At 37.3% G+C, this 21,495-nt stretch carries 19 protein-coding genes; 17 read left to right on the top strand and 2 right to left on the bottom strand.

Annotated elements, in window-relative coordinates:
* Positions 1–43: 43 nt before the first annotated feature.
* The 12 genes from O3607_RS00755 to ade all read left to right on the top strand — a co-directional run bounded on the left by O3607_RS00755 (position 44) and on the right by ade (position 13,106).
* A complete protein-coding gene (locus O3607_RS00755; protein ID WP_349224312.1) occupies positions 44–421 on the top strand; it encodes a hypothetical protein in 378 nt (125 codons plus the stop codon).
* A gap of 131 nt (positions 422–552) precedes the next feature.
* Entirely contained in the window at positions 553–1,530 is a 978-nt protein-coding gene (locus O3607_RS00760) for an ABC transporter substrate-binding protein (RefSeq protein ID WP_274205082.1), read from the top strand.
* A gap of 24 nt (positions 1,531–1,554) precedes the next feature.
* On the top strand, positions 1,555–2,532 hold the full coding sequence (locus O3607_RS00765) for an ABC transporter substrate-binding protein (RefSeq protein ID WP_119206686.1): 978 nt from the start codon (positions 1,555–1,557) through the stop codon (positions 2,530–2,532).
* Between the two features lie 14 nt (positions 2,533–2,546).
* A complete protein-coding gene (locus tag O3607_RS00770) occupies positions 2,547–3,419 on the top strand; it encodes an ABC transporter permease (protein ID WP_024066234.1) in 873 nt (290 codons plus the stop codon).
* Positions 3,420–3,429: 10 nt separating this feature from the next.
* Positions 3,430–4,227, top strand: a complete 798-nt coding sequence (locus tag O3607_RS00775; RefSeq protein WP_024066235.1) for an ABC transporter ATP-binding protein — start codon at positions 3,430–3,432, stop codon at positions 4,225–4,227.
* Positions 4,228–4,399: 172 nt separating this feature from the next.
* The gene (gene rpsO, locus O3607_RS00780; RefSeq protein WP_005386879.1) at positions 4,400–4,666 is read left to right on the top strand and encodes a 30S ribosomal protein S15; all 267 of its coding nucleotides are present in this window, start codon (positions 4,400–4,402) and stop codon (positions 4,664–4,666) included.
* 385 nt (positions 4,667–5,051) lie between these two features.
* Positions 5,052–7,121 carry a polyribonucleotide nucleotidyltransferase gene (locus O3607_RS00785; RefSeq protein ID WP_129822953.1) on the top strand — a complete coding sequence of 690 codons (2,070 nt, stop codon included), beginning with the start codon at positions 5,052–5,054 and terminating at the stop codon, positions 7,119–7,121.
* Positions 7,122–7,131: 10 nt separating this feature from the next.
* Positions 7,132–7,581, top strand: a complete 450-nt coding sequence (dut, locus tag O3607_RS00790) for a dUTP diphosphatase (protein ID WP_024066377.1) — start codon at positions 7,132–7,134, stop codon at positions 7,579–7,581.
* Between the two features lie 441 nt (positions 7,582–8,022).
* Positions 8,023–8,556, top strand: coding sequence for an NUDIX hydrolase (locus O3607_RS00795; protein WP_024066378.1), 534 nt, complete (start codon positions 8,023–8,025; stop codon positions 8,554–8,556).
* Positions 8,557–8,577: 21 nt separating this feature from the next.
* A complete protein-coding gene (locus O3607_RS00800; RefSeq protein ID WP_024066379.1) occupies positions 8,578–9,750 on the top strand; it encodes a phosphopentomutase in 1,173 nt (390 codons plus the stop codon).
* Positions 9,751–10,106: 356 nt separating this feature from the next.
* Positions 10,107–11,420 carry an NCS2 family permease gene (locus O3607_RS00805; protein WP_349224313.1) on the top strand — a complete coding sequence of 438 codons (1,314 nt, stop codon included), beginning with the start codon at positions 10,107–10,109 and terminating at the stop codon, positions 11,418–11,420.
* A 12-nt stretch (positions 11,421–11,432) separates the two neighbouring features.
* Positions 11,433–13,106: an adenine deaminase gene (gene ade, locus O3607_RS00810; RefSeq protein WP_371443191.1), complete on the top strand. Its 1,674-nt coding sequence runs from the start codon at positions 11,433–11,435 to the stop codon at positions 13,104–13,106.
* Positions 13,107–13,230: 124 nt separating this feature from the next.
* Here ade and O3607_RS00815 read toward each other — a convergent pair whose 3' ends face one another.
* Together O3607_RS00815 and rpsT are read right to left on the bottom strand one after the other, a co-directional pair.
* Entirely contained in the window at positions 13,231–15,435 is a 2,205-nt protein-coding gene (locus tag O3607_RS00815; RefSeq protein WP_371443192.1) for an RNA ligase, read from the bottom strand.
* Between the two features lie 145 nt (positions 15,436–15,580).
* Positions 15,581–15,841, bottom strand: a complete 261-nt coding sequence (gene rpsT / locus O3607_RS00820) for a 30S ribosomal protein S20 (RefSeq protein ID WP_009351773.1) — start codon at positions 15,839–15,841, stop codon at positions 15,581–15,583.
* 273 nt (positions 15,842–16,114) lie between these two features.
* Here rpsT and polA point away from each other — a divergent pair, with 273 nt between their 5' ends.
* The 5 genes from polA (at position 16,115) to rimP (ending at position 21,494) form a co-directional block, all read left to right on the top strand.
* Positions 16,115–18,736, top strand: a complete 2,622-nt coding sequence (gene polA, locus O3607_RS00825) for a DNA polymerase I (RefSeq protein WP_349224316.1) — start codon at positions 16,115–16,117, stop codon at positions 18,734–18,736.
* A 40-nt stretch (positions 18,737–18,776) separates the two neighbouring features.
* On the top strand, positions 18,777–19,391 hold the full coding sequence (gene coaE, locus O3607_RS00830; RefSeq protein WP_349224317.1) for a dephospho-CoA kinase: 615 nt from the start codon (positions 18,777–18,779) through the stop codon (positions 19,389–19,391).
* A 148-nt stretch (positions 19,392–19,539) separates the two neighbouring features.
* Positions 19,540–20,094: a lytic transglycosylase domain-containing protein gene (locus O3607_RS00835; protein WP_105094289.1), complete on the top strand. Its 555-nt coding sequence runs from the start codon at positions 19,540–19,542 to the stop codon at positions 20,092–20,094.
* Positions 20,078–20,773 carry a hypothetical protein gene (locus O3607_RS00840; protein WP_349224318.1) on the top strand — a complete coding sequence of 232 codons (696 nt, stop codon included), beginning with the start codon at positions 20,078–20,080 and terminating at the stop codon, positions 20,771–20,773. Before O3607_RS00835 ends, O3607_RS00840 begins: the two co-directional genes overlap by 17 nt.
* A 262-nt stretch (positions 20,774–21,035) precedes the next feature.
* Positions 21,036–21,494, top strand: coding sequence for a ribosome maturation factor RimP (gene rimP / locus O3607_RS00845; RefSeq protein WP_105085508.1), 459 nt, complete (start codon positions 21,036–21,038; stop codon positions 21,492–21,494).
* Position 21,495: the final 1 nt, after the last annotated feature.

Consider the following 21,495-nt stretch of genomic DNA (forward strand, 5'->3'; position numbering starts at 1 on the left):
GGGCTTTCACCAATGGTGAAAGTCCATTCTATGTGAGGTATATATGAATCAAACAGATTTAGGCGCAGCCATAGAGGCAGCGAAGGGAGAGGCAACAGAGGTTAAGACTGTAAAAGTCGATATTTTTGATATTCCTGAAACAAAGGCTAAAGAATATATTGCTAATCGTGAAGAAGTAGCAGAAGCTGCAACACAGGTAATGAAGCCTTACTGTGTAACGGTAAAGCGTGAAACTTTAGATCCTGAAGAAGGGGAGGCTATAGTTGGTTATTATGTAACGGGTGAAATTTTAATGTGTGTCATCCTCGATCCATTTGAAGTGCCCGTTATGAAGGTAGCTCTTGATAAAGGGACTCTTAAAGACTATATTTTAGCAGCTAATGATTTAACAGAAGACATGTTAGCATCTCTTGAAAAATAAGAGGATTTCACATTTTTATGTGTCCTATAAATGGACAAATGTAAAATACTTTAATCTGCTACATTGATGTAGTAAAGAAATTTGTTTATAATAGATGTATTATAGTCATTGCAGATAGGAAGGAAATCCCCATGAACTTAAAAAAAGGTATTGCCCTAGCGCTCACGGCGGCAGCATTGATGGCATTTACAGGCTGTGGCTCAAATGGAACAACATCCAATGGTGAATACAAGGTTGGTGTAGTACAACTGGTTGAACATCCTGCACTTGATGCTGCAAACAAAGGTTTTGTTGATGCCCTAAAAGAGAAAGGCTTAGCTGATAAAACCGCCTTTGACCAACAAAATGCACAAGCTGATCAATCTAATTTGAATAGCATTGCACAGCGCTTTGTATCTGATCGTAAAAACTTAATTTTAGCCATTGCTACACCGGCAGCTCAATCTATGGCGAATGCAACTCATGATATTCCAATCTTGGGTACTGCTATTACTGATTACGAAGCAGCAAAACTTGTTAAATCTAATGAAAAACCAGGTGGTAATGTATCTGGTACATCTGATATGAACCCAGTAGAACAACAAGTTGATTTAATTTTACAAGTATTGCCGAACGCAAAAACTATCGGTACTATTTATAGTTCTAGTGAAGTAAATTCTCAAATTCAAGTTGAAAAAATGAAAGCTTATGCAGCTACAAAAGGTGTTAAGGTTGAAGAGGTTACCGTTTCTAACGTAAACGATATTCAACAAGCAGCACAAAATCTTGTTTCTCAACATGTAGATGCAATTTATGTGCCAACAGATAATGTAGTAGCTTCTGCGATGAGCAATCTTGTAGCGATTACCGACCCAGCAAAAATTCCTGTATTTGGCGGCGAAGATAACCACGTAAAAGGTGGTGCTGTAATGTCCTTGTCCGTAGATTACTACAAACTTGGATACCAAACAGGTTTAATGGCAGCTAAAATTTTAACTGGTGAAGCTAAAGTTGAAGATATGCCTATTGAAATGCAAAAAGAATTTAAATTAGTTGTAAGTAAAGATAAATTACAAAAATTGGGCATCACATTACCAGAAGAGTTGATGAACAAAGCAACTATGATTTAATACAGAACTGGTAAGGAGTTACATATGAACTGGAAAAAAGGTATTGCAGTAGCACTTAGTGCTATCTCTATTATGGCTATGGTAGCTGGTTGCGGTTCCAACACAGCAACTAATGATCAAAAGAAAATCGGCGTTATTCAATTGGTAGAACATCCATCTCTTGATGCCGCGAATAAAGGCTTTGTTGATGGCCTTGCATCTAAAGGTTATAAAGATGGGGAAAACATCAAATTAGACCAACAAAATGCTCAAGCTGACCAATCTAATTTAAATAGTATTGCTCAACGTTTTGTATCTGATAAAAAGGATTTAGTATTAGCCATTGCAACGCCAGCTGCACAAACTATGGCAAACGCATCTCATGATATTCCTATCATGGGTACTGCTATTACAGATTACGTTACAGCAAAACTTGTTCAATCTAACGAACATCCAGGTGGTAATGTTTCTGGGACATCTGATATGACACCTGTAGAAAAAGAGGTTGATCTTATTATTGCGTTAGTACCAAATGTAAAACGTATTGGTGCTATTTACACATCTTCTGAAATCAATTCCCAACTTCAAGTTGAAAAAATGAAAGCCTATGCAGCTACTAAAGGTATCACTGTTGTAGAAGCAACTGTATCTAACGTAAATGATATCCAACAAGCGGCTACAAATCTTGTGAACCAAGATGTACAAGCTATTTATACACCAACTGATAATGTATTAGCATCTGCTATGGCTAACTTAGCTCAAATTACTGATGCTGCTAAAATTCCAGTATTTGCTGCCGATGAAGGTATGACAATGACTGGTGGTGTGGCAACATATTCTGTTGACTACTATAAATTAGGTTATCAAACTGGTTTAATGGCGGCAAAAGTGCTTTCTGGTGAAGCTAAAATCTCTGATTTAGCTATTGAAACACAAAAAGATATTAAGTTAACTGTGAATGAAGAACGTGCTAAAAAATTAGGTATTACAATTCCTGAAGCACTTCGTAAAGATATGAAATAATAGAGGAGATTTTGATGTTAGATTTAGTGGTAGGCACCATAACAACTGGCCTTTTATGGTCTTTGTTAGCGGTTGGTGTTTTCATCACCTTCCGTGTATTAGATGTGGCTGACTTAACTGTAGAAGGTACGTTTCCAATGGGGGCAGCCATTTCTGCAATTTTAATTACAAGTGGTATGAACCCAATCCTATCTATCTTGATTGCCGGCATTGGCGGTATGGCTGCAGGTGCTGTAACAGGTTGGATTCATACTAAATTGAAGATCCCTGCGTTGCTAGCTGGTATCTTAACAATGATTGCTTTATATTCCATTAATCTTCATATTATGGGTAAAGCTAACGTATCTTTGCTTCGTATGGATACAATTTATACAATTATCGGTAGTGTACTTCATACAGCAAATATGTGGTCTGCAGCTATCGTAGGTATCATCGTAGCTGTTGTAGTTTGCTTATTACTATTCTGGTTCTTCGGTACTGAAATTGGTACAGCATTACGTGCAACAGGTGTTAACCCTCAAATGATTCGCGCCCAAGGCGTAAACACAGACAACATGATCGTTTTAGGTCTTTTGATTTCCAACGGTTTTGTTGGTATGTCTGGTGCATTGATTGGCCAATTCCAAGGCTTTGCCGACGTAGGTATGGGTATTGGTACCATCGTAATCGGTTTGGCTTCCGTAATTATCGGTGAGGTAGTATTTGGTACAAAATCCTTTGTACGTAGCCTCATCGCTGTAGTACTTGGTTCTATCGTATATCGTATCGTTATTGCGGCTGTACTCTATATGGGTATGCCACCAAACGATTTGAAATTATTCACTGCTATTCTTGTTGCCATCGCGCTTTCCTTGCCTACATTGAAAGCAAAATGGTTGGCTCGTTGAGGAGGACACTATGTTAGAAGTAAAAAATATGGTAAAAACCTTCTTTAAGGGCACAATCAATGAAAAAACTGCTCTTCAAGGTATTGATCTTCGTTTAGAAGAAGGCGATTTCTGTACTGTAATTGGTGGTAATGGTGCTGGTAAAAGTACGTTGCTAAACTCCATCGCTGGTGTATTCCCGGTAGATGAAGGTTCTATCACAATTAATGATATTGATGTTACTAAAATGCCGGAATACAAACGTGCTAAATACATTGGCCGTGTATTCCAAGACCCTATGGTTGGTACGGCAGGTAACATGCAAATTGAGGAAAATTTGATCCTTGCTATGCGACGTGGTAAAAACTTAGGTCTTAAATGGGCTTTCAAAGATAGCGAACAAGCATTCTTCAAAGAACGCCTTGCACTATTAGGTTTAGGGCTTGAAGACCGCTTATCTGCTCGTATGGGCTTGTTATCTGGTGGTCAACGCCAATCCATTACATTGTTGATGGCTACTATGCTTCGTCCTGAACTTTTATTACTTGACGAACATACGGCGGCTCTTGACCCTAAGACGGCAGAAAATGTTTTGCAATTAACAGATAAACTCGTGGCAGAACATAACTTAACAACTCTTATGATTACCCATAATATGCGTGATGCATTGCGCTTCGGTAATCGCCTCATCATGATGGATGCTGGTCGCATTATCTATGATGTAAAAGGGGAAGAAAAGAAAAAATTAACAGTTGCTGATTTATTACAAAAATTTGAAGTAGCTGGAGAAAATGCATTGAGCGACCGTATGGTGCTTGGTGCAAAATAATAGAAGAGGGCATAAGCCCTCTTTTGTTTATTTACTGTATTTATTCTTTACAAGATAAGGTAGATACTGTATACTAAATAAGGTCGTAAGACATATCGTAAGCGAAGTATTCGAATCTCCAACGGTTACTTAAGCTTATCGAGATTATTTATTTTTTTAGGAGGTAACATTAATGTTAACTACAGAAGCTAAATTAGCAGTAATTAAAGAATACGCTACTCATGAAGGTGACACTGGTTCTCCAGAAGTACAAGTTGCGATTTTAACAAGCCGCATCCAATACTTAACAGATCACTTGAAAGAACACAAAAAAGACCATCATTCCCGTCGTGGTTTGTTGAAATTAGTTGGTCAACGCCGTAACATGCTTGACTACCTTCGTCGTAAAGATATCGAACGTTACCGTTCCCTTATCGAACGTCTTGGTCTTCGTAAATAATAAAACTAGCCGTCCTATAGGACGGCTTTTTTATTTTATTTCTCTATGTTATAATAACGTTAGGCAAAGGGAAACGAATGCCGATATTCAATTGTGGCAACACAAAAAAAGGACAGAGCGGCAACTCTGTCCTTTTTTATTGTGCTAGTTGCTATCTAAATCTACTATCTAGCCACTTGATGATGTAATGGCAAGTTACACCACCTATGATAGAGATTATAAGGGAAAAGAGATATTCAATCACGACAACACCTCCTTTCTGTTGCCAGAATAGGAGTTAGCAACAATTAAAGTATATCATATGAAGTGAAAAAATAGCTTAATTTAAATAGATGATATATAATAAGAAGGTATACATATAAGAAGATTTTTAGGAGGAATAGGAATGGAACAATTCCAAATGGACCTAGCTGGTCGTACGCTTACGATCGAGACTGGGGAACTTGCAAAACAAGCTGGCGGTGCCGTAATGGTTGGTTACGGTGATACTCGTGTACTCGTTACCGCTACAGGTTCTAAAGAGGCGAAGGATATCGACTTCTTCCCACTTACAGTAGACTATGAAGAAAAAATGTACGCTGTTGGTCGTTTACCAGGTGGCTTCATTAAACGTGAAGCACGTCCACCTGAATCTGCGATTTTGAATAGCCGTTTGATTGACCGTCCTATTCGTCCATTATTTGATAAAGGTGTACGTAATGAAGTACACGTAGTAGCAACAGTTATGTCCGTTGATCAAGATTGTGATCCAGCAATCTGTGGTATGATTGGCGCTTCCGCTGCTTTATCTATTTCTGATATTCCTTGGAATGGTCCTATTGCAGGCGTTCGCATGGGTCGTATCAACGGTGAATTTGTTGTAAACCCAACAAAAGAACAATTAGAAGCAACAGATCTTAACATTGTTGTAGCTGGTACAAAAGATGCTATCCTCATGGTTGAAGGTGGTGCTCAAGAGGTTCCAGAAGAAACTATTCTTGAAGTCATCATGGCAGCTCATGAAGAAATCAAAAAAATCGTAGCTTTCCAAGAAGATATGAAAGCTAAAGTAGGCAAAGAAAAACGCGTATTTGAAAGCAAAGACGTACCTTCTGAAATTGCGGATGCAGTTCGTGCCTATGGTCATGATAAACTTGATGCAGCAGTTCGTTGTGCAGATAAACAACAACGTGATGCGCAAGAAAGCGAAGTACGTGCCGATGTATTAGCTCACTTTGAAGAAATCTACCCAGATAACTTGGCGGATGTAAATAAAGCATTTGACGCAATGACAAAAGAAATCGTGCGTCATATGATTACAGTTGAAAAAATCCGTCCAGATGGCCGTAAACTTGATGAAGTTCGTCCAATCTCTTGCCGTACAGGTGTATTACCTCGTACACATGGTTCTGGCTTATTTACTCGTGGTCAAACTCAAGTATTGAACGTTGCTACTGTAGCCCCATTGTCTGAAACTCAAACAATTGATGGCATTGGTTTAGAAACAGAAAAACGTTACATTCACCACTATAATTTCCCATCCTTCTCCGTAGGTGAAACTCGTTCCTCCCGTGGTCCTGGTCGCCGTGAAATTGGTCATGGTGCGTTGGCTGAACGTGCATTGGTACCTGTTATTCCTAGTGAAGAAGAATTCCCATATGCATTGCGCTTAGTATCTGAAGTATTGGAATCCAATGGTTCTAGCTCCATGGCATCTGTATGTGGTTCCACATTATCCTTGATGGATGCTGGTGTACCTATTAAAGCTCCTGTAGCTGGTATCGCTATGGGTCTCGTAACTCAAGGCGAACACTATACAATCTTAACTGATATCCAAGGCATGGAAGATGCTCTTGGCGACATGGACTTTAAAGTGGCTGGTACAGCAAAAGGTGTAACTGCTATTCAAATGGATATCAAGATTTCCGGTTTGTCTCGTGAAATCCTTCATGAAGCATTAGAACAAGCTCATAAAGGCCGTATGCATATCATGGGTATCATGCTTGATACAATTGCTGAACCACGTCAACAAATGTCTGAATATGCTCCACGTATTATTACAATGAAAATTGATCCAGATAAGATTCGCGATGTAATTGGTTCTGGCGGTAAAGTAATTCGTGGTATCATCGATGAAACAGGTGCAAAAATCGACATCGAAGATGATGGTACAGTATTCATCGCTTCTGTAGATCAAGAAGGTGCTGCTAAAGCACAACAAATCATTGAAAACCTTACTAAAGAAGTTGAAGTAGGCGAAGTATACCTTGGTAAAGTAACTCGTTTGATGGCATTCGGTGCTTTCGTAGAAGTATTACCAGGTAAAGAAGGTCTTGTACATATTTCCAAACTTGCGAAAGAACGCGTTGAAAATGTAGAAGACGTAGTAAATGTAGGCGATGAGATTATGGTAAAAGTTATCGAAATCGATAAACAAGGCCGTATCAACTTGTCCCGTAAAGATTGTTTAAAATAAGAGGTGTTACATGGATATTCGTGGCTTTGAAGTAGTTTCTGCTTTTGAAGAACAAGATATCAATTTACCGACACGTAAAACAACAGAAAGCGCAGGCTATGATATTGAATGCGCTGAAGCTGTTACTTTAGAACCAGGTCAAGTAGTATTAGTGCCAACAGGTATTAAAGCTTTCATGGCATACGATGAATACCTTGCCATTCACATTCGTTCTAGCATGGCCATTAAACGCCATCTAGCACTTGTAAATAGCACAGGCATAATCGACAGCGATTACTATAATAATGAGGACAACGAAGGTCATATCATGATCGCTTTACTCAATTATGGTAAAGAAACAGTTTCCCTTGAAAAAGGTGAACGTGTAGCGCAAGGCATCTTCTCAAAATACCTTATCACTAACGATGACGATGCTACAGGCATTCGTACAGGTGGTATTGGTAGCACTGGTGCTATGTAAACAACATACAATTCTAAATAGAATGGTGAAAGCCGCTCAACTAAAGTTGGGCGGCTTTTTCTAATAAAATTTTTTAAATTCATTATCGATTCACTAGGATGCATGTATTGTAATTACATCATCAGGTGAAAGATATTACCAACATGTAGAACAGAAAGACTTAGATTATAACAGCAATCTTATAATATAAATAGCTTGATAGAGATGAGTATAGAATCTAGTATAATTTAATAGTTATAGTTTATAATCGATTCATAAGGTTAGACACTAGCAGCAATCCATCGATTAAATAACCAGAAAAAATGATTTTGGAGACCTTTTGGTCTAGAGTATCGTGTCTAGTTATGACTATTGGAACCTTATTTTTGTGCACATAATTTGTGCTATAATGAAGAGTAGGTTTTATAAGGTAACAATCATTTTATATACGAGGAATTATATATGGCAATTAGCAAAGAAATACAAAAATCTAGCGAGATGAAGTTTGATGGTAAACTAATTAAAGTCACTTATGATATAGCTGATGTTAATGGTAATGAAGCGTGGCGAGAGGTGGTTCATCATCCTGGTGCAACAGCGATTGTAGTTGTTACAGAAGATAATAAAATTGTAATGGAGCGTCAGTTCCGTTATGCCTTGCAACAGCCTTTGCTTGAAATTCCAGCAGGTAAACTCGATCCTAATGAAGAGCCTCTAACTTGTGCTAAACGTGAGTTAGCAGAGGAGACAGGATATCGTGCTAACGAGTGGATTCCATTAGGTACTATTGCAACAAGTCCTGGTTTCTGTAATGAAGTGCTACATTTATATTTAGCGAAAGGCCTTACTATGGGTGAAACTAATTGGGATCCCGACGAATATGTAGAGCTTGAGTATTTTACTTTGCCTGAATTATTAGAGGCTATTAAGGGTGAGCAAATTAAGGATAGTAAATCTTTGGCAGCCCTTATGCTTGCAATGCCGTACCTCAAATAATAGTACGTAATAGGAGGATATATGTTTAAACGAATTATCCTATTAGTTATGGACTCAGTTGGTATCGGTCACGCTGCTGATGCTGCAAAATTTGGTGATGAAGGTTCTAATACTTTGGGCCATATTGAATCGGTGGCAGGCCAGATTCATTGTCCTAATTTAAAATCTCTTGGCTTAGGTCGCATTGCTGATATTTCTGATACTGGTGAAAGCATTAAAGGTGCCTTTGGCCGCATGGCTGAGCTCAGTACTGGTAAAGATACGACTAGTGGTCATTGGGAGATGATGGGGCATCCCGTTACCGTTCCATTCCCAACCTTTTACGAAGGTTTTCCTAAAGAATTAATGGACACTTTCACAAAGGAAACTGGCTATGGATATTTAGGTAATGAAGTTGCATCCGGTACAGAAATTATTGAACGTTTAGGGGCTGAACATATTAAAACCGGAAAGCCTATTATCTATACTTCGGCAGATTCTGTATTCCAAATTGCCGCCCATGAAGATGTGATTCCTCTAGAGGAACTATATCGAATATGTCAAGTTACCCGTGATAAGGTTTGTATTGGCGATTATTATGTGGGCCGTATCATCGCACGTCCATTCGTAGGTGAATTTGGCAGTTTTGTACGTACCTCAAATCGCCATGATTATAGTCGTATGCCAGAGAAAAAGATGGTACAACAAGAGTTACAAGATGCTGGTGTGCCAACAGTAGCAGTTGGTAAAATTGGCGATATTTATGCCCATGTAGGATGGGATGAAAGCTATCCAACAAAGACTAATTCCCATGGCATGAATATGGTTCCATATTTACTTGGTTCCTCTTTTGAGCGTGGTCTAATGATGGTTAATCTTGTTGAATTTGATAGCTTATATGGTCATCGCAGGAATGTAGATGGATACAAACGGGCTATTGAGGACTTTGATTACCAGCTAGGCGGCTTATTGCAATTACTGAATGATGACGATTTACTACTCATCACTGCAGACCATGGTAACGATCCAACTTGGAAGGGAACAGATCATACTCGTGAATTAGTACCTATTCTTGGTTATAGTCCACGTATTGATGGCCCCATAGACCTTGGTGATAGAAAAAGCTTTGCTGATATTGGGGAAACTATATTAGAAAACTTTGGTCTGAAACAATGGGACATTGGAACATCATTCTTAGAGAAACTTAGTAAATAATTTTCTAATATGTTTTTCGTACTTTTAGGTTCAGAATCTATATTACTACCTATGTATGACATTGATATAATTTCAAAATAACAAAATAATATGCTATATATGAGATACTACCAGTTAAAAATAAATAGTTTTAACTGGTAGTATCTTTAAAATAGACAGTTACATCATAATGAAGGACCAATTTATGTATATCATAAGTTGGTCTTTTTATTTGTACTAACATTTTAATCTATACATACAATCTATATTCTATTTTATGTCTAATATTTAGTACATTAACAGGAGATTTATACATTTATGTGGAAATATATTAGTAAGGAGAGATTATTCACATAAGTATGAGAGGAGGATTTTTTATGTCAGCACAAGTGCAACGTAGTACATTAGACAAGTTATTTAAAATTACTGAACGTGAATCATCTGTATCGAGAGAATTATTTGCTGGGGCTACTACATTTTTATGTGTATCCTATGTATTAGCCGTTAATCCAGCCATTTTAGGGGCTGCTGGAATGGACGTAGGTGCTGTATTTACGGCAACTGCTGTGAGCGCCATTATCATGACATTATTATTAGCGCTCTATAGTAATATGCCTTTTGCTGGTTTATCTGGGATGGGGATTAATGCATTTTTTGCGTACACCATTGTAGTTCAAATGGGGCATAGTTTTGCTTTTGCTTTGACGGCGCAGCTTGTAGCGGGATTAGTATTTCTGCTCATTGCAGTGACTCCACTAAAAGAATATTTATTTAATGCTATACCGCATACCATTAAACTAGCCGTAACAGCAGGTATTGGTCTATTTATTGCTCTTATTGGCTTAAGTAGTGCAGGTCTAGTGGTAAGTAATCCTGCAACGCTTATAAGTATAGGGGATTTACAATCACCATCTAGCTTAGTAGCTATTTTAGGAGTGATTTTAATAGCTGTATTTACAGGTCGAAATGTTAAAGGTGGTATCTTCCTCGCCGTTATTATAGCTGCTATAGTAGGCTTCTTCTGTGGTATCACTAAATTACCAGCTACAGTATTTTCCATGCCACCATCTTTAGAGCCAATTTGGTTCCACTATGATATGAGTGAAATACTATCGGTGGACATGTTGTTCGTTGTATTTACATTCTTATTTGTAAATCTATTTAATGTAGTAGGTGTATTGATTGGATTAACAAATCAAGCGGAGGTACCACAAGATCAACAAATGGCTGTTCAAAGTTCTTGTATGAAAGTGGCTGCTATAGGTACGATTGTAGGCAGTGCGGTAGGCACATCTCCACACATTGTGGCCGTAGAGTCTGCAGCAGGCATCGCAGAAGGTGGTCGTACAGGTTTAACGGCCCTAACTATTGCCGGTTTATTTATTGCATCTTTATTCTTGGCACCATTGCTTATGGTAATTCCTGTGGCGGCTACCGCTCCTGTATTGATTGTAGTGGGATTATTTATGATGTCCTCAGTGAAGGATATTAACTTTGGGGATATTTCGGAAGGACTGCCAGCATTCTTGACAATCATTATGATGCCATTTGCTTACTCTATTGGTATTGGTATTGAATGGGGACTTGTTAGTTACGTATTAATTAAAGTCCTTATTGGTAAATATCGTGATATTTCTGTTGTTATGTATTTCCTAGCACTTATTTTTATTTTGAAAGAGATCTTTATGTAGGAGGTTCCTTATATGATAACGTTTAATACAAAAGTATCTAGAGAGGCTCAAGGCCTTGAGAAAGCTCTTGTTGTGCTAAAAGGGGCCTCTGTTTTAAATGTCTTTACCGAAGAGTGGGATGTGGCCGATATTGCCATTCACGATGATACGATTATCGGTGTAGGTACCTATAGCGGTGAAACTGAATATGACTATAGTGGTAAATATATTGTGCCCGGCTTTATCGACAGCCATCTCCATTTAGAGTCTACTTTGGTGAATCCAAAAGAGTTGGTGTTTGAAGCATCTCAAGTAGGCACATTAGGCTTTGTGGTCGACCCTCATGAAGCCGGTAATGTAGCAGGTATTGCGGGCATTGAATACATGATTAATGAAACGGCTTCTGCTCAAGGTGATGTGTATGTTATGGCTCCATCCTGTGTGCCTGCTGTACCTGGTGAGGACAATGGCGCTATTTTAGATGGTGATATGTTACATAAACTGCAAAGTAATCCACACATTTTAGGCTTAGGGGAGGTTATGGACTCTTTTAGTGTTATTGATAGAGATCCATACATGGTAAAAAAATTAGATTACTTTAAAGATATGATTATGGATGGTCATATTATTGGGCTTTCACCAAAGCAATTGGCAAGCTATCGTCTAGCCGGTATTACTACAAACCACGAATGTATTTCCTACGAAGAGGCTAAAGAGCAAGTTAGAAATGGTATCTACGTATGGATTCGCGAAGGTAGTGCGGCTCATAATTTAGAGGCTATTGTACAAGGTATTGTTCATAACAAAGCTAATACAGAATACTATGGTTTCTGTACAGATGATAAACACATTGAGGATATCCGTTCTGAAGGTCATATCAGTTATAATATTCGCAGATCTATTGAACTTGGTTTAGACCCTGTGAAAGCTTATAAAATGGCTTCTACTAATACGGCGCTTTGCTACCATTTGAAAGACTTAGGTGCTATTGCCCCAAGCTATAAGGCAAATCTTGTAGTTCTCGATGATGCTAAGAACGTATCAATACATGAAGTGTTCTATAAGGGAAAACCTATTGAACGAGTTCTTGTTAGGAGAGAGAAAGAAGTTCCTAGGGAATTATTACACACTATTAATATAGGGGCTTTTACAAAAGAGAAACTGGACATTAATGTAGACGGACCTCAAGCTATTATTAATATTGTGCCAGGCCAAATCGTTACTCAAAAAACGGTTGAAGACGTTCCTGTAGAAAACGGGCTATTTAAACCAAATGCAGAGTATAATAAAATTACTTGCATTGAGCGTTATAAAGCATCAGGCAGAAATGGTGTAGGTATTCTGAAAGGTTTTAATCTTAAAAATGGTGCCATTGCAACATCCTTTGCACATGATTCCCATAACTTAATCGTTGTAGGCGATAATGATGCAGATATGATAGTGGCCATTGAACGTATTCGTGAAATTGGTGGGGGCTATGTCATTACAAGTGAAGGTAAAGTAGTAGAAGAATTAGCCCTTGAAGTAATGGGGTTAATTACAAATCGACCACATGAGGAAGTAGATGCTAAAGTAGCTAAAATGAAAGACATTGCCTACGGCATGGGTGTACCTAAGGGACTAGATCCATTTATCAATCTGAGCTTTCTTGCATTAACAGTAATTCCAGAAATTAGAATTACAACTACTGGTGTAATGGAGTTTTAGTATTTAGTGTAAAATAAATATAATAGAAAAAGAGGTTGTAACTAGAATGCGATTAAATCACATTCTGTTGCAACCTCTTTTGGCTTTATTACAGGATATTTCTAGAAAAGATATGATTATTTTATTATAGTAAACCCTTATTTGCCATCATTTCTTTTATATTTAATAAGGTGGATTTACAAACTACATCATATTCTAGTGTACTCAAGAAATCTGCAAATTTTCTATCATCTTCGTTTTTACAGTTTTCATAAGGAATTTTACCATTTTGTTGATATGGTTCTAGAATCCGATTTCGACGGTTCTTCCAAGTATTGTAATAAGGTCCTTTAAATTTTGTCATAAAGCCATTGCTATCGACTAATACAAAGCCTTCAGACTCATGATGTGAATTGAGTTCTTTATTTATGATGTTTGTCAGTTCGTCCATAGTATTAACTTGTTGAGTTGTTTTTACAATAGATATCAACTGTGTATCATATTTCTTAAGGATGGAGTCTAGTTCTGCTAACCTCTCCCTAGAGAACGATACATCAATATGCTTGCCATTTACATCTAACGTATTTTGAATCATATCAAGTACATAAAGATGATCTTGGTCATATTTTATAATATGTGTATCTTCTTGGCTGATGACTTCGAACATCATGGAACAGCTATTATGTTTTAATAACTCTTTGATTTCTTCTTGTAAGCTTGTAGGTAATTTTTTGAATAAATTTTTAAACAAATCTACGTGCATACCTTCTGTAGTAGATTTAGAAGCAAAGACTAATTCATCATTAATGACACCAAGAATAGCGAGGTATCCATTTTCTTTAGTTCGAATTTCTACAGGAAAGGAGAGAGTGTCAGCTAAATTATTTAGCTCGGTTTCAGGTCGTTCGTTGAGATTAAAGAATTTATTATAACTACGTAGTTTCACATCTCCTGTTATGCGATCCACAAATAATCCTCGAGCTTGTACTGTGCTTTCATTCCATAAACGTTTGTGGAATACACGTGAGGTAAAGTTCAAGGAATATAGGTTAGGGGAGCATTTTTTTACTTTTACTAATTTAGAATTACCTATGATATTTATATCTTCATTTTGTGTAAATATGACATGCTGCGTCATATTTTGATATTCATGACGCATATAATCTTTATCGTAGATATCATTTTTTATACCATTTTTAGTAAAAGTATCTGCAGTAATATCAATGTATTTAAGCTCTCCACCAAATTCTACTTCTCCTTCTAAGCAGAAGGAATATTTACCATCCGGAACACCGCGATGACCATGAATTTGAATAAAGTCCTGACACATTCCTTTTTCATAATTTGTATCATATATTTTAGCAATATCTGTTTCGTAAGCCCCGAATCCATTAATAAAGGTAGAGGTTGCTATAAAGGTCATGTTAGGTACATAGGAGAGACCACCATGGGAGACTAAATATTTCTTGCCATGAAAGTTAAATGGATAGCATTGACGAAGTGATTTATAGAAGAGACGTAACTCTCGCTGAAGAGAATCAATTTCTTTTTTTGTCATATCTTTTATGATAGGTGCTACTACTTCTTTCATAAAGCGTTTAGAACGATCTAAATTTGTATTGAATGCAAAGTTTGCGATATGTCGTTCGTGATTACCTTCTAACATAATCGTATTAGGCAATGTACTAAGACGCATCATTTCGTACATCATTTCTTTATTTTCAATACCGCGTTCTAAATAGTCACCACAAAAGATATAAAGTGTTTTTTCATCCCATGGAGTGATAGCTTGTTGTAATGCTGTGTAACAACCGTGAATATCACCGATGATACGTACTCGTTCATATCGATTCGTTAAATTTACAGTAAAGTAATTGTTGATTTCATCGATAGAATTTATTTTTCTACAAAACTTTGGTAATGTAGTTGTTTTAATCATCTTGTGCATGCGGTGTATAACTTGCTCCGGTACGCGTTTGTAATCCGTTCGTGTAGCATTACGAGCTAAACATTCTTCTAATGATGTATCTGGTTCGTAGTAATATACAGTATATTTATATTTGTTAAGCAATTCTTTATATGTATTAACAGCTTTAGATGTAGTGTGAGTAGCATCTAAAACGACAAAGTCGCCATTACCCATTCGTTTCTCTAAGCAATCTAGTAGGAGCTCCCAAGCCGGACCATTATCCTCTTGTGAAATATACCAGCCATTTTCACCAAGGGAAGGGCTGCGTAATAGCATACGGAAATGATCGGCTTCTAAGGTGTAAGCCTCAAGATTGTTGTCACGAATCCACTGAGACTTACCACTAGCAGGAGCACCACGCATTAATAATAGTGTTCTCATAGTAATAGTCCTCTAATCTGCCCATAGGGCATAATAAAATATAACTGTATAAAAAACGAAAAGATCATTATTGAAAAATAGGAAAAAGGGCATAAAAAAACAGTCTCAACGGATATCCGAGAGACTGTCTTACTTGCTTTTAAAATTATAAAGCGTTTACTTTAGCTGCAAGGTTGGATTTTTTGCGAGCTGCAGTGTTTTTATGAAGTACACCTTTGGAGGCTGCTTTATCAATTACGCTAGTAGCATGAACAAGTGCTTGTTTTGCTTCTTCTACTGCGCCTGCTTGAACAGCTTCTACGGTTTTACGACTTGCTGTACGGATTTGAGATTTTACAGCGGCGTTTTTCGCACGACGTTCAGCATCCGTTTTTACGCTTCTAATACTGGATTTAATGTTTGGCAATTGAGTCACCTCCTTAAAAATCGTTTCTTATACCTGAATGATTATATCATACCACATATTGATACGCAAGGACTTTTCAGCCCAATATTTTCCTTATTGGTATGAAGTATATAACATTTTTTACTATTCTTTAACTATACCATATAAGCGTATTTTATGAAATCAATATTATTAATATATTTGCTAGTGTTGTAATAAGTTAATTATTTTGATTTTAAAAGTAAGTTAGTGCCCTTATGTTATAATAAAGAATAGAATTAAGTGAGGTGTCTTATGAAAAAATTAATGATTATAGATGGTAGTAGTTTGTTATTCCGTGCATTTTTTGCATTACCACCGTTGAAGTCTGCTTTAGGAACTCCAACGAATGCGGTGTATGGTTTTTTAACAATGCTCATCAAATTGTATGAAGAAATTAATCCTGATTATATTGCAGTAGCTTTTGATAAAGGTCGTCAGACTTTCCGTACTGAAATGTACAGCGAATATAAAGGCAATCGTCCAGATGCACCAGAGGATTTACGTCCACAGTTTAGTCTTATTCAAGATGTATTAAAAGCCTTAGGTATTTGTGTTATTGAAGAAGAAGGCTTTGAAGGGGACGATATTCTAGGATCTTTAAGTAAGAAATTTGGTACACCAGAGATGGCTGTTCAAATTATTACTGGTGACCGCGATAATCTCCAACTCGTTACAGAGCATAGTCACGTGTTCTTAACTAAAAAAGGTATTTCTGATATGTTAGAGGTTACTCTTGATAACATGGAAGAACTCTATGGCTATGGTCCTGATAAGGTTATCGAAATGAAAGCCCTTATGGGGGACTCTTCCGATAATATTCCAGGTGTACCAGGTGTAGGTGAAAAAACGGCTCTTAAATTGATTACAGAATACGGTAATCTTGAGTCTGTATATGATCATATTGAAGATATTTCTGGTAAGAAATTAAAAGAGCGACTCGTTGAAAACAAAGATTTAGCTTTCTTATCTCGTGAGTTAGCTACCATCAAAACGGATATGGACTTATCTTACAAGGTAGAAGACTTTGTGCAAAATTTCCATGCCTCTGAGGTACAGCCTTTATTTGAAACTTTAGGCTTTACTAAATTAACACCTCGTATCGTTCAAGTAATGGGCGGAGAGGAAGCAGCTTTTGGTGAACCAGGCTCTCTTTTTGCACCACAAGAGGAAATTTCTTTAGATGATTTAGCAGATGCTAAGGCTCTAACCACTGACTTCTATGTAGATAAAACTGTAGCAGTACATGTTGTACTCGATGGTAAAACTCCGTTCAGAACAGTAACGAATACGTATTTATCCAATGGTGATACTATTGTAAAAACAGATGATACTAAAGCTGTATTAGCTGTTTTACAAGGGGCAAAGGCGATTGTTACGACTCAAACAAAAGAATTAATAGAAGCATTAGGTGAAGAGTCGCCAGGCGAGATTTCTTTATTTAATGAAGATAAGTCAGCGCGTATCCATGATATGTCACTTATAGCGTACTTGTTAGATCCAACGCGTACTAACTATGGTTATCTATATTTAACGGAACGTTTCTCTGTGCCAAGCATTGCTAGTGGCAGTGTAGATGTAGAATGCGTATCTATGGTAAAAGCATTACTCGCTATGAACGATGTAGCTTGTGAATCTGCTCGCCGTGAAGAGTTATGGTCTTTATATGAAATGATTGAGTTACCATTGATTCATACCTTAGTTGTAATGGAGAAAAATGGTATATACATTGATACAAATAAGCTGGCTGAAACGACAGCTCGATTTAAAGATGAATTAGCTCAAGTACAACAAGAGATTTATGATTTAGCAGGTGAAACTTTCAATATTAACTCTCCTAAACAGCTAGGTGTTATTTTATTCGAAAAGATGAACTTGCCAGTTATTAAGAAAACTAAGACTGGATACTCTACAGATGCTGAAGTACTCGATATGCTACGCAATGAGAGTCCAATCGTGGAAAAAATCTTGGCATACCGTTCTGTAGCAAAATTAGTATCTACCTATTGTGAAGGCTTGGCAGTTCTTATTAATGATAAGACTAAACGTATTCATACAACGTTTAATCAAATGGTTACGGCTACAGGACGCCTCAGTTCTTCTGACCCTAACTTACAAAATATTCCGGTTCGTACTGAAAAAGGCCGTGAAATTCGTGCCTTATTCTATCCAGGTGCAGGGTACGACACATTAGTTAGTGCCGATTACTCTCAAATTGAGTTGCGCATTTTAGCGCATCTATCTGGTGACGAAGCGTTAATTAAAGCTTTCGTTGATGGTAAGGATATTCACCGATTTACTGCGGCAGAGGTACTAGGTAAAGCCCAAGAGGACGTAACAAGCGAAGAGCGTTCTCATGCGAAGGCTATTAACTTCGGTATTATTTATGGTATTTCTGACTTTGGCTTATCTCGCGACCTTGGTATCACACGAGGTGAAGCTAAAAACTATATTGATTTATACTTTAGCCGTTATCCGAAGGTTAAAGAGTATATGGATCGCATGGTTCAAGAAGCTCATGAAACTGGTAAGGTTCGCACTATGTTCGGTCGTCAACGTGAATTGCCTGATATTAACAGTCGTAATTTTAACCGTCGCTCCTTTGCAGAACGTACGGCAATGAATACACCAATTCAAGGCACAGCTGCTGATATTATCAAGTTGGCTATGAACCAAGTCGAGCAAAAGCTAGAAGATGGAAACTTTACATCTCGTCTTTTATTACAGGTACATGACGAACTTGTATTAGAAGTGGTGAATTCTGAATTAGAAGCAGTAGAAGAATTATTACGTACTACTATGCAATCCGTTGTGGAGTTACAAGTACCTCTTATTGTAGATGTACATCATGCGGAAAATTGGGCGTTAGTTAAATAATAGTTTCTTAATATTAGTTTATTAAAAATAGAAGGCATATATGTTTAAAATAGGATTAACTGGTGGTATTGCATCTGGCAAGAGTACAGTCCTTACCTATTTTAAGGACAAAGGAATACCTTATATCGATGCAGATATTGTCGCTCGTGAGGTAGTAGAGCCTGGTACTGAAGGTTTAGAAGCAATTGTGGATGCCTTTGGTTCTAATGTATTGCATGATGACGGTACATTAAATCGTGAAGCATTGGGCGCTATTGTCTTTCACAATGAAGAAAAACGACAATTGTTAAATGGATGTCTAAAAACACATATACGCAATCGTATTTTGGAACAAACATCTCAATATGAATCGGTTAATACACCGATTTTAATCTATGATATTCCATTACTCATAGAGGGGGAGTGGTTTACCATGATGGATGAGGTGTGGCTCGTATATGTGAATGAAACGACTCAAATTGAACGTTTAATGAGTCGCAATGGATATACCAGAGAGGATGCTCTTGCTCGTGTTAATAGTCAAATGCGGCTTGATGATAAACGTGTCTATGCAGATGTAATCATTGATAACAATGGTACGCCTCAGGCTTTGACCACACAATTAGATACAATTTGGAGTGAGCGTCTAGAGCTGCTTTTACAAAAACCTCAATAATAACAATAGATGTGTCAAAATTAGTATATAAAAAATAGTATTAAATGGTATAATAAGCCCATGAAATTTAGTATTATAGTATCCTAGCATTTGGTTACAGCTAGATTATGGTAAATGTTATAGTAGTTATATGTAGAAAGGGGGATTTATGAAACGTGCAACGGCAACGGCGTTATCGTGCGTCGTACTTGGGTGGTTTTATTTTACTCATTTAGATGATCCTTTAGCGCGTCAAGTGGCGTACCCCTTTAACTATAGAGATGTAGTGATGGCTGCAGCTGAGAAGGAACAGGTTCCACCATCCTTGGTGGCTAGTGTTATCTTAGCTGAAAGTAAATATAAGAATACTGCTGAGTCTGAAACAGGTGCTCTTGGATTGATGCAACTCATGCCAGATACAGCGCGATGGGTTGCTCAACAAGTTGGACATGGTAATTATACAGATCGTCAGCTAAAAGAGCCTGAAACAAATATTGAGTTAGGCACATGGTATCTAGGCCATTTGTTAAAAGAATTTAATGGCGATGAGGTGCAGGCGTTAGCTGCGTATAATGCGGGACGCGGCCATGTTGAATCCTGGCTTAATGAGAATAAATGGAATGGCATGGTTGATACTATACCATTTCCAGAAACACGTAGCTATGTAAAAGCTGTTTTACAGTATCAACAGAAATATGAGGCATTATATGGAAACGATTATTGAAGCTTGTAAAGCATTAGATTATTCATGGTTGCCTCAGCAGATTGGGGGATTTACCTTAGTAGCCTCCAATGAATCTGATTACACTGCGCTACTTGAACGCCTTACAACAGGTGAAGAGGTATTAAAGGTACCTATTTTCCATTATCAAAATAATCTAGGGTGGCGATGGTCTGCCTTATATGATAAAGAGGTAGAGGACTATACGGTTCATATTGAAATGCCACTCTTTTCCTTTGTGGATATTTCGTTTGTACGGGCTGATTTAGAGTCGTTCTGGAAGGGGCTACAAGATCGATGTGTCAAAGGTTTAACTAATATGTTAATCGAGCCAGCGAATAACTTTACCTTTACGTATCGTCGCCGAGGAATACCTGAATGGGATTTTTCCGAGGTCATGCCTAAAGAACTGGAAGGTTTTATATGTGATGTTGATCCAGCTCACGGAATTCGGATGATTAATGGTTCTTTTATTATCGGTGAATATCGTAAGATGGATGAATGTACTGGATTATTGCTATATTATAACGAATTACGTGATGAGTATTTTGCAGAGCTTCGTTATAAAAACTATCCTGAAATAGACCATCATTTAGATGCTAAAAATTTAGTTGATTTAACCGCTGTTCTTCGTGAGCATCTAGGTCCTATATTAAAAGGGTTAAATGAGCGGGTTGACTAATAATTGTAAAGTGTGACTATGCTATTTTTTGAGTTATTTTATATTATATGAAATAATCTAAGTGGGAATGTTTGGTTAAAGCCCATAAGAAAGCGTAGAATTTGTATATACACAGTAAATGTGATATACTATATATGACTTTTATATAAATCTTTTAAAAGAGTGGGCTTATGTCCACTCTTTCATTTATGATTAGCCTAATTTTAAGGTGTTTGAAATCAAGAGATATATACAAGATGTAGTAATGAAGGAGGCGATGGCTATGAAGAGAGAAGCAGTAGAGGAATTTGTATCCTCTGTAGTTGAAGGTATTATAGCCGGCACCGAAATGGAACTAGTTGATGTAGATTACGTTCGTGAACGCGATTGGTATTTACGTGTCTATCTCGACAAGCCAGGTGGTGTAGATTTGGATGACTGTCAGTTGGTTAGCGAAAAACTAAGTGCTGTGCTCGACGAAAAAGATCCAATTACGGAAAACTATTTATTGGAAGTATCTTCTCCAGGCCTAGATCGAGTTCTTAAGAAGGATAAGGATTTGGTTCGCTATAATGGTCGTGATGTTGATATCCAACTATTTAAACCGATTAATGGCAGTAAACAATTTACTGGTGCATTAGAAGGTTTTACAGACACAACTATCGATTTTACTATCAATGGTGAAAGCATGACATTCGAACGGTCTGCCATTGCACAAATTCGATTACATCTTGATTTTTAAT

This window comes from Veillonella sp. 20925_1_51 (assembly GCF_041431445.1).
GTDB lineage: Bacteria > Bacillota > Negativicutes > Veillonellales > Veillonellaceae > Veillonella > Veillonella nakazawae.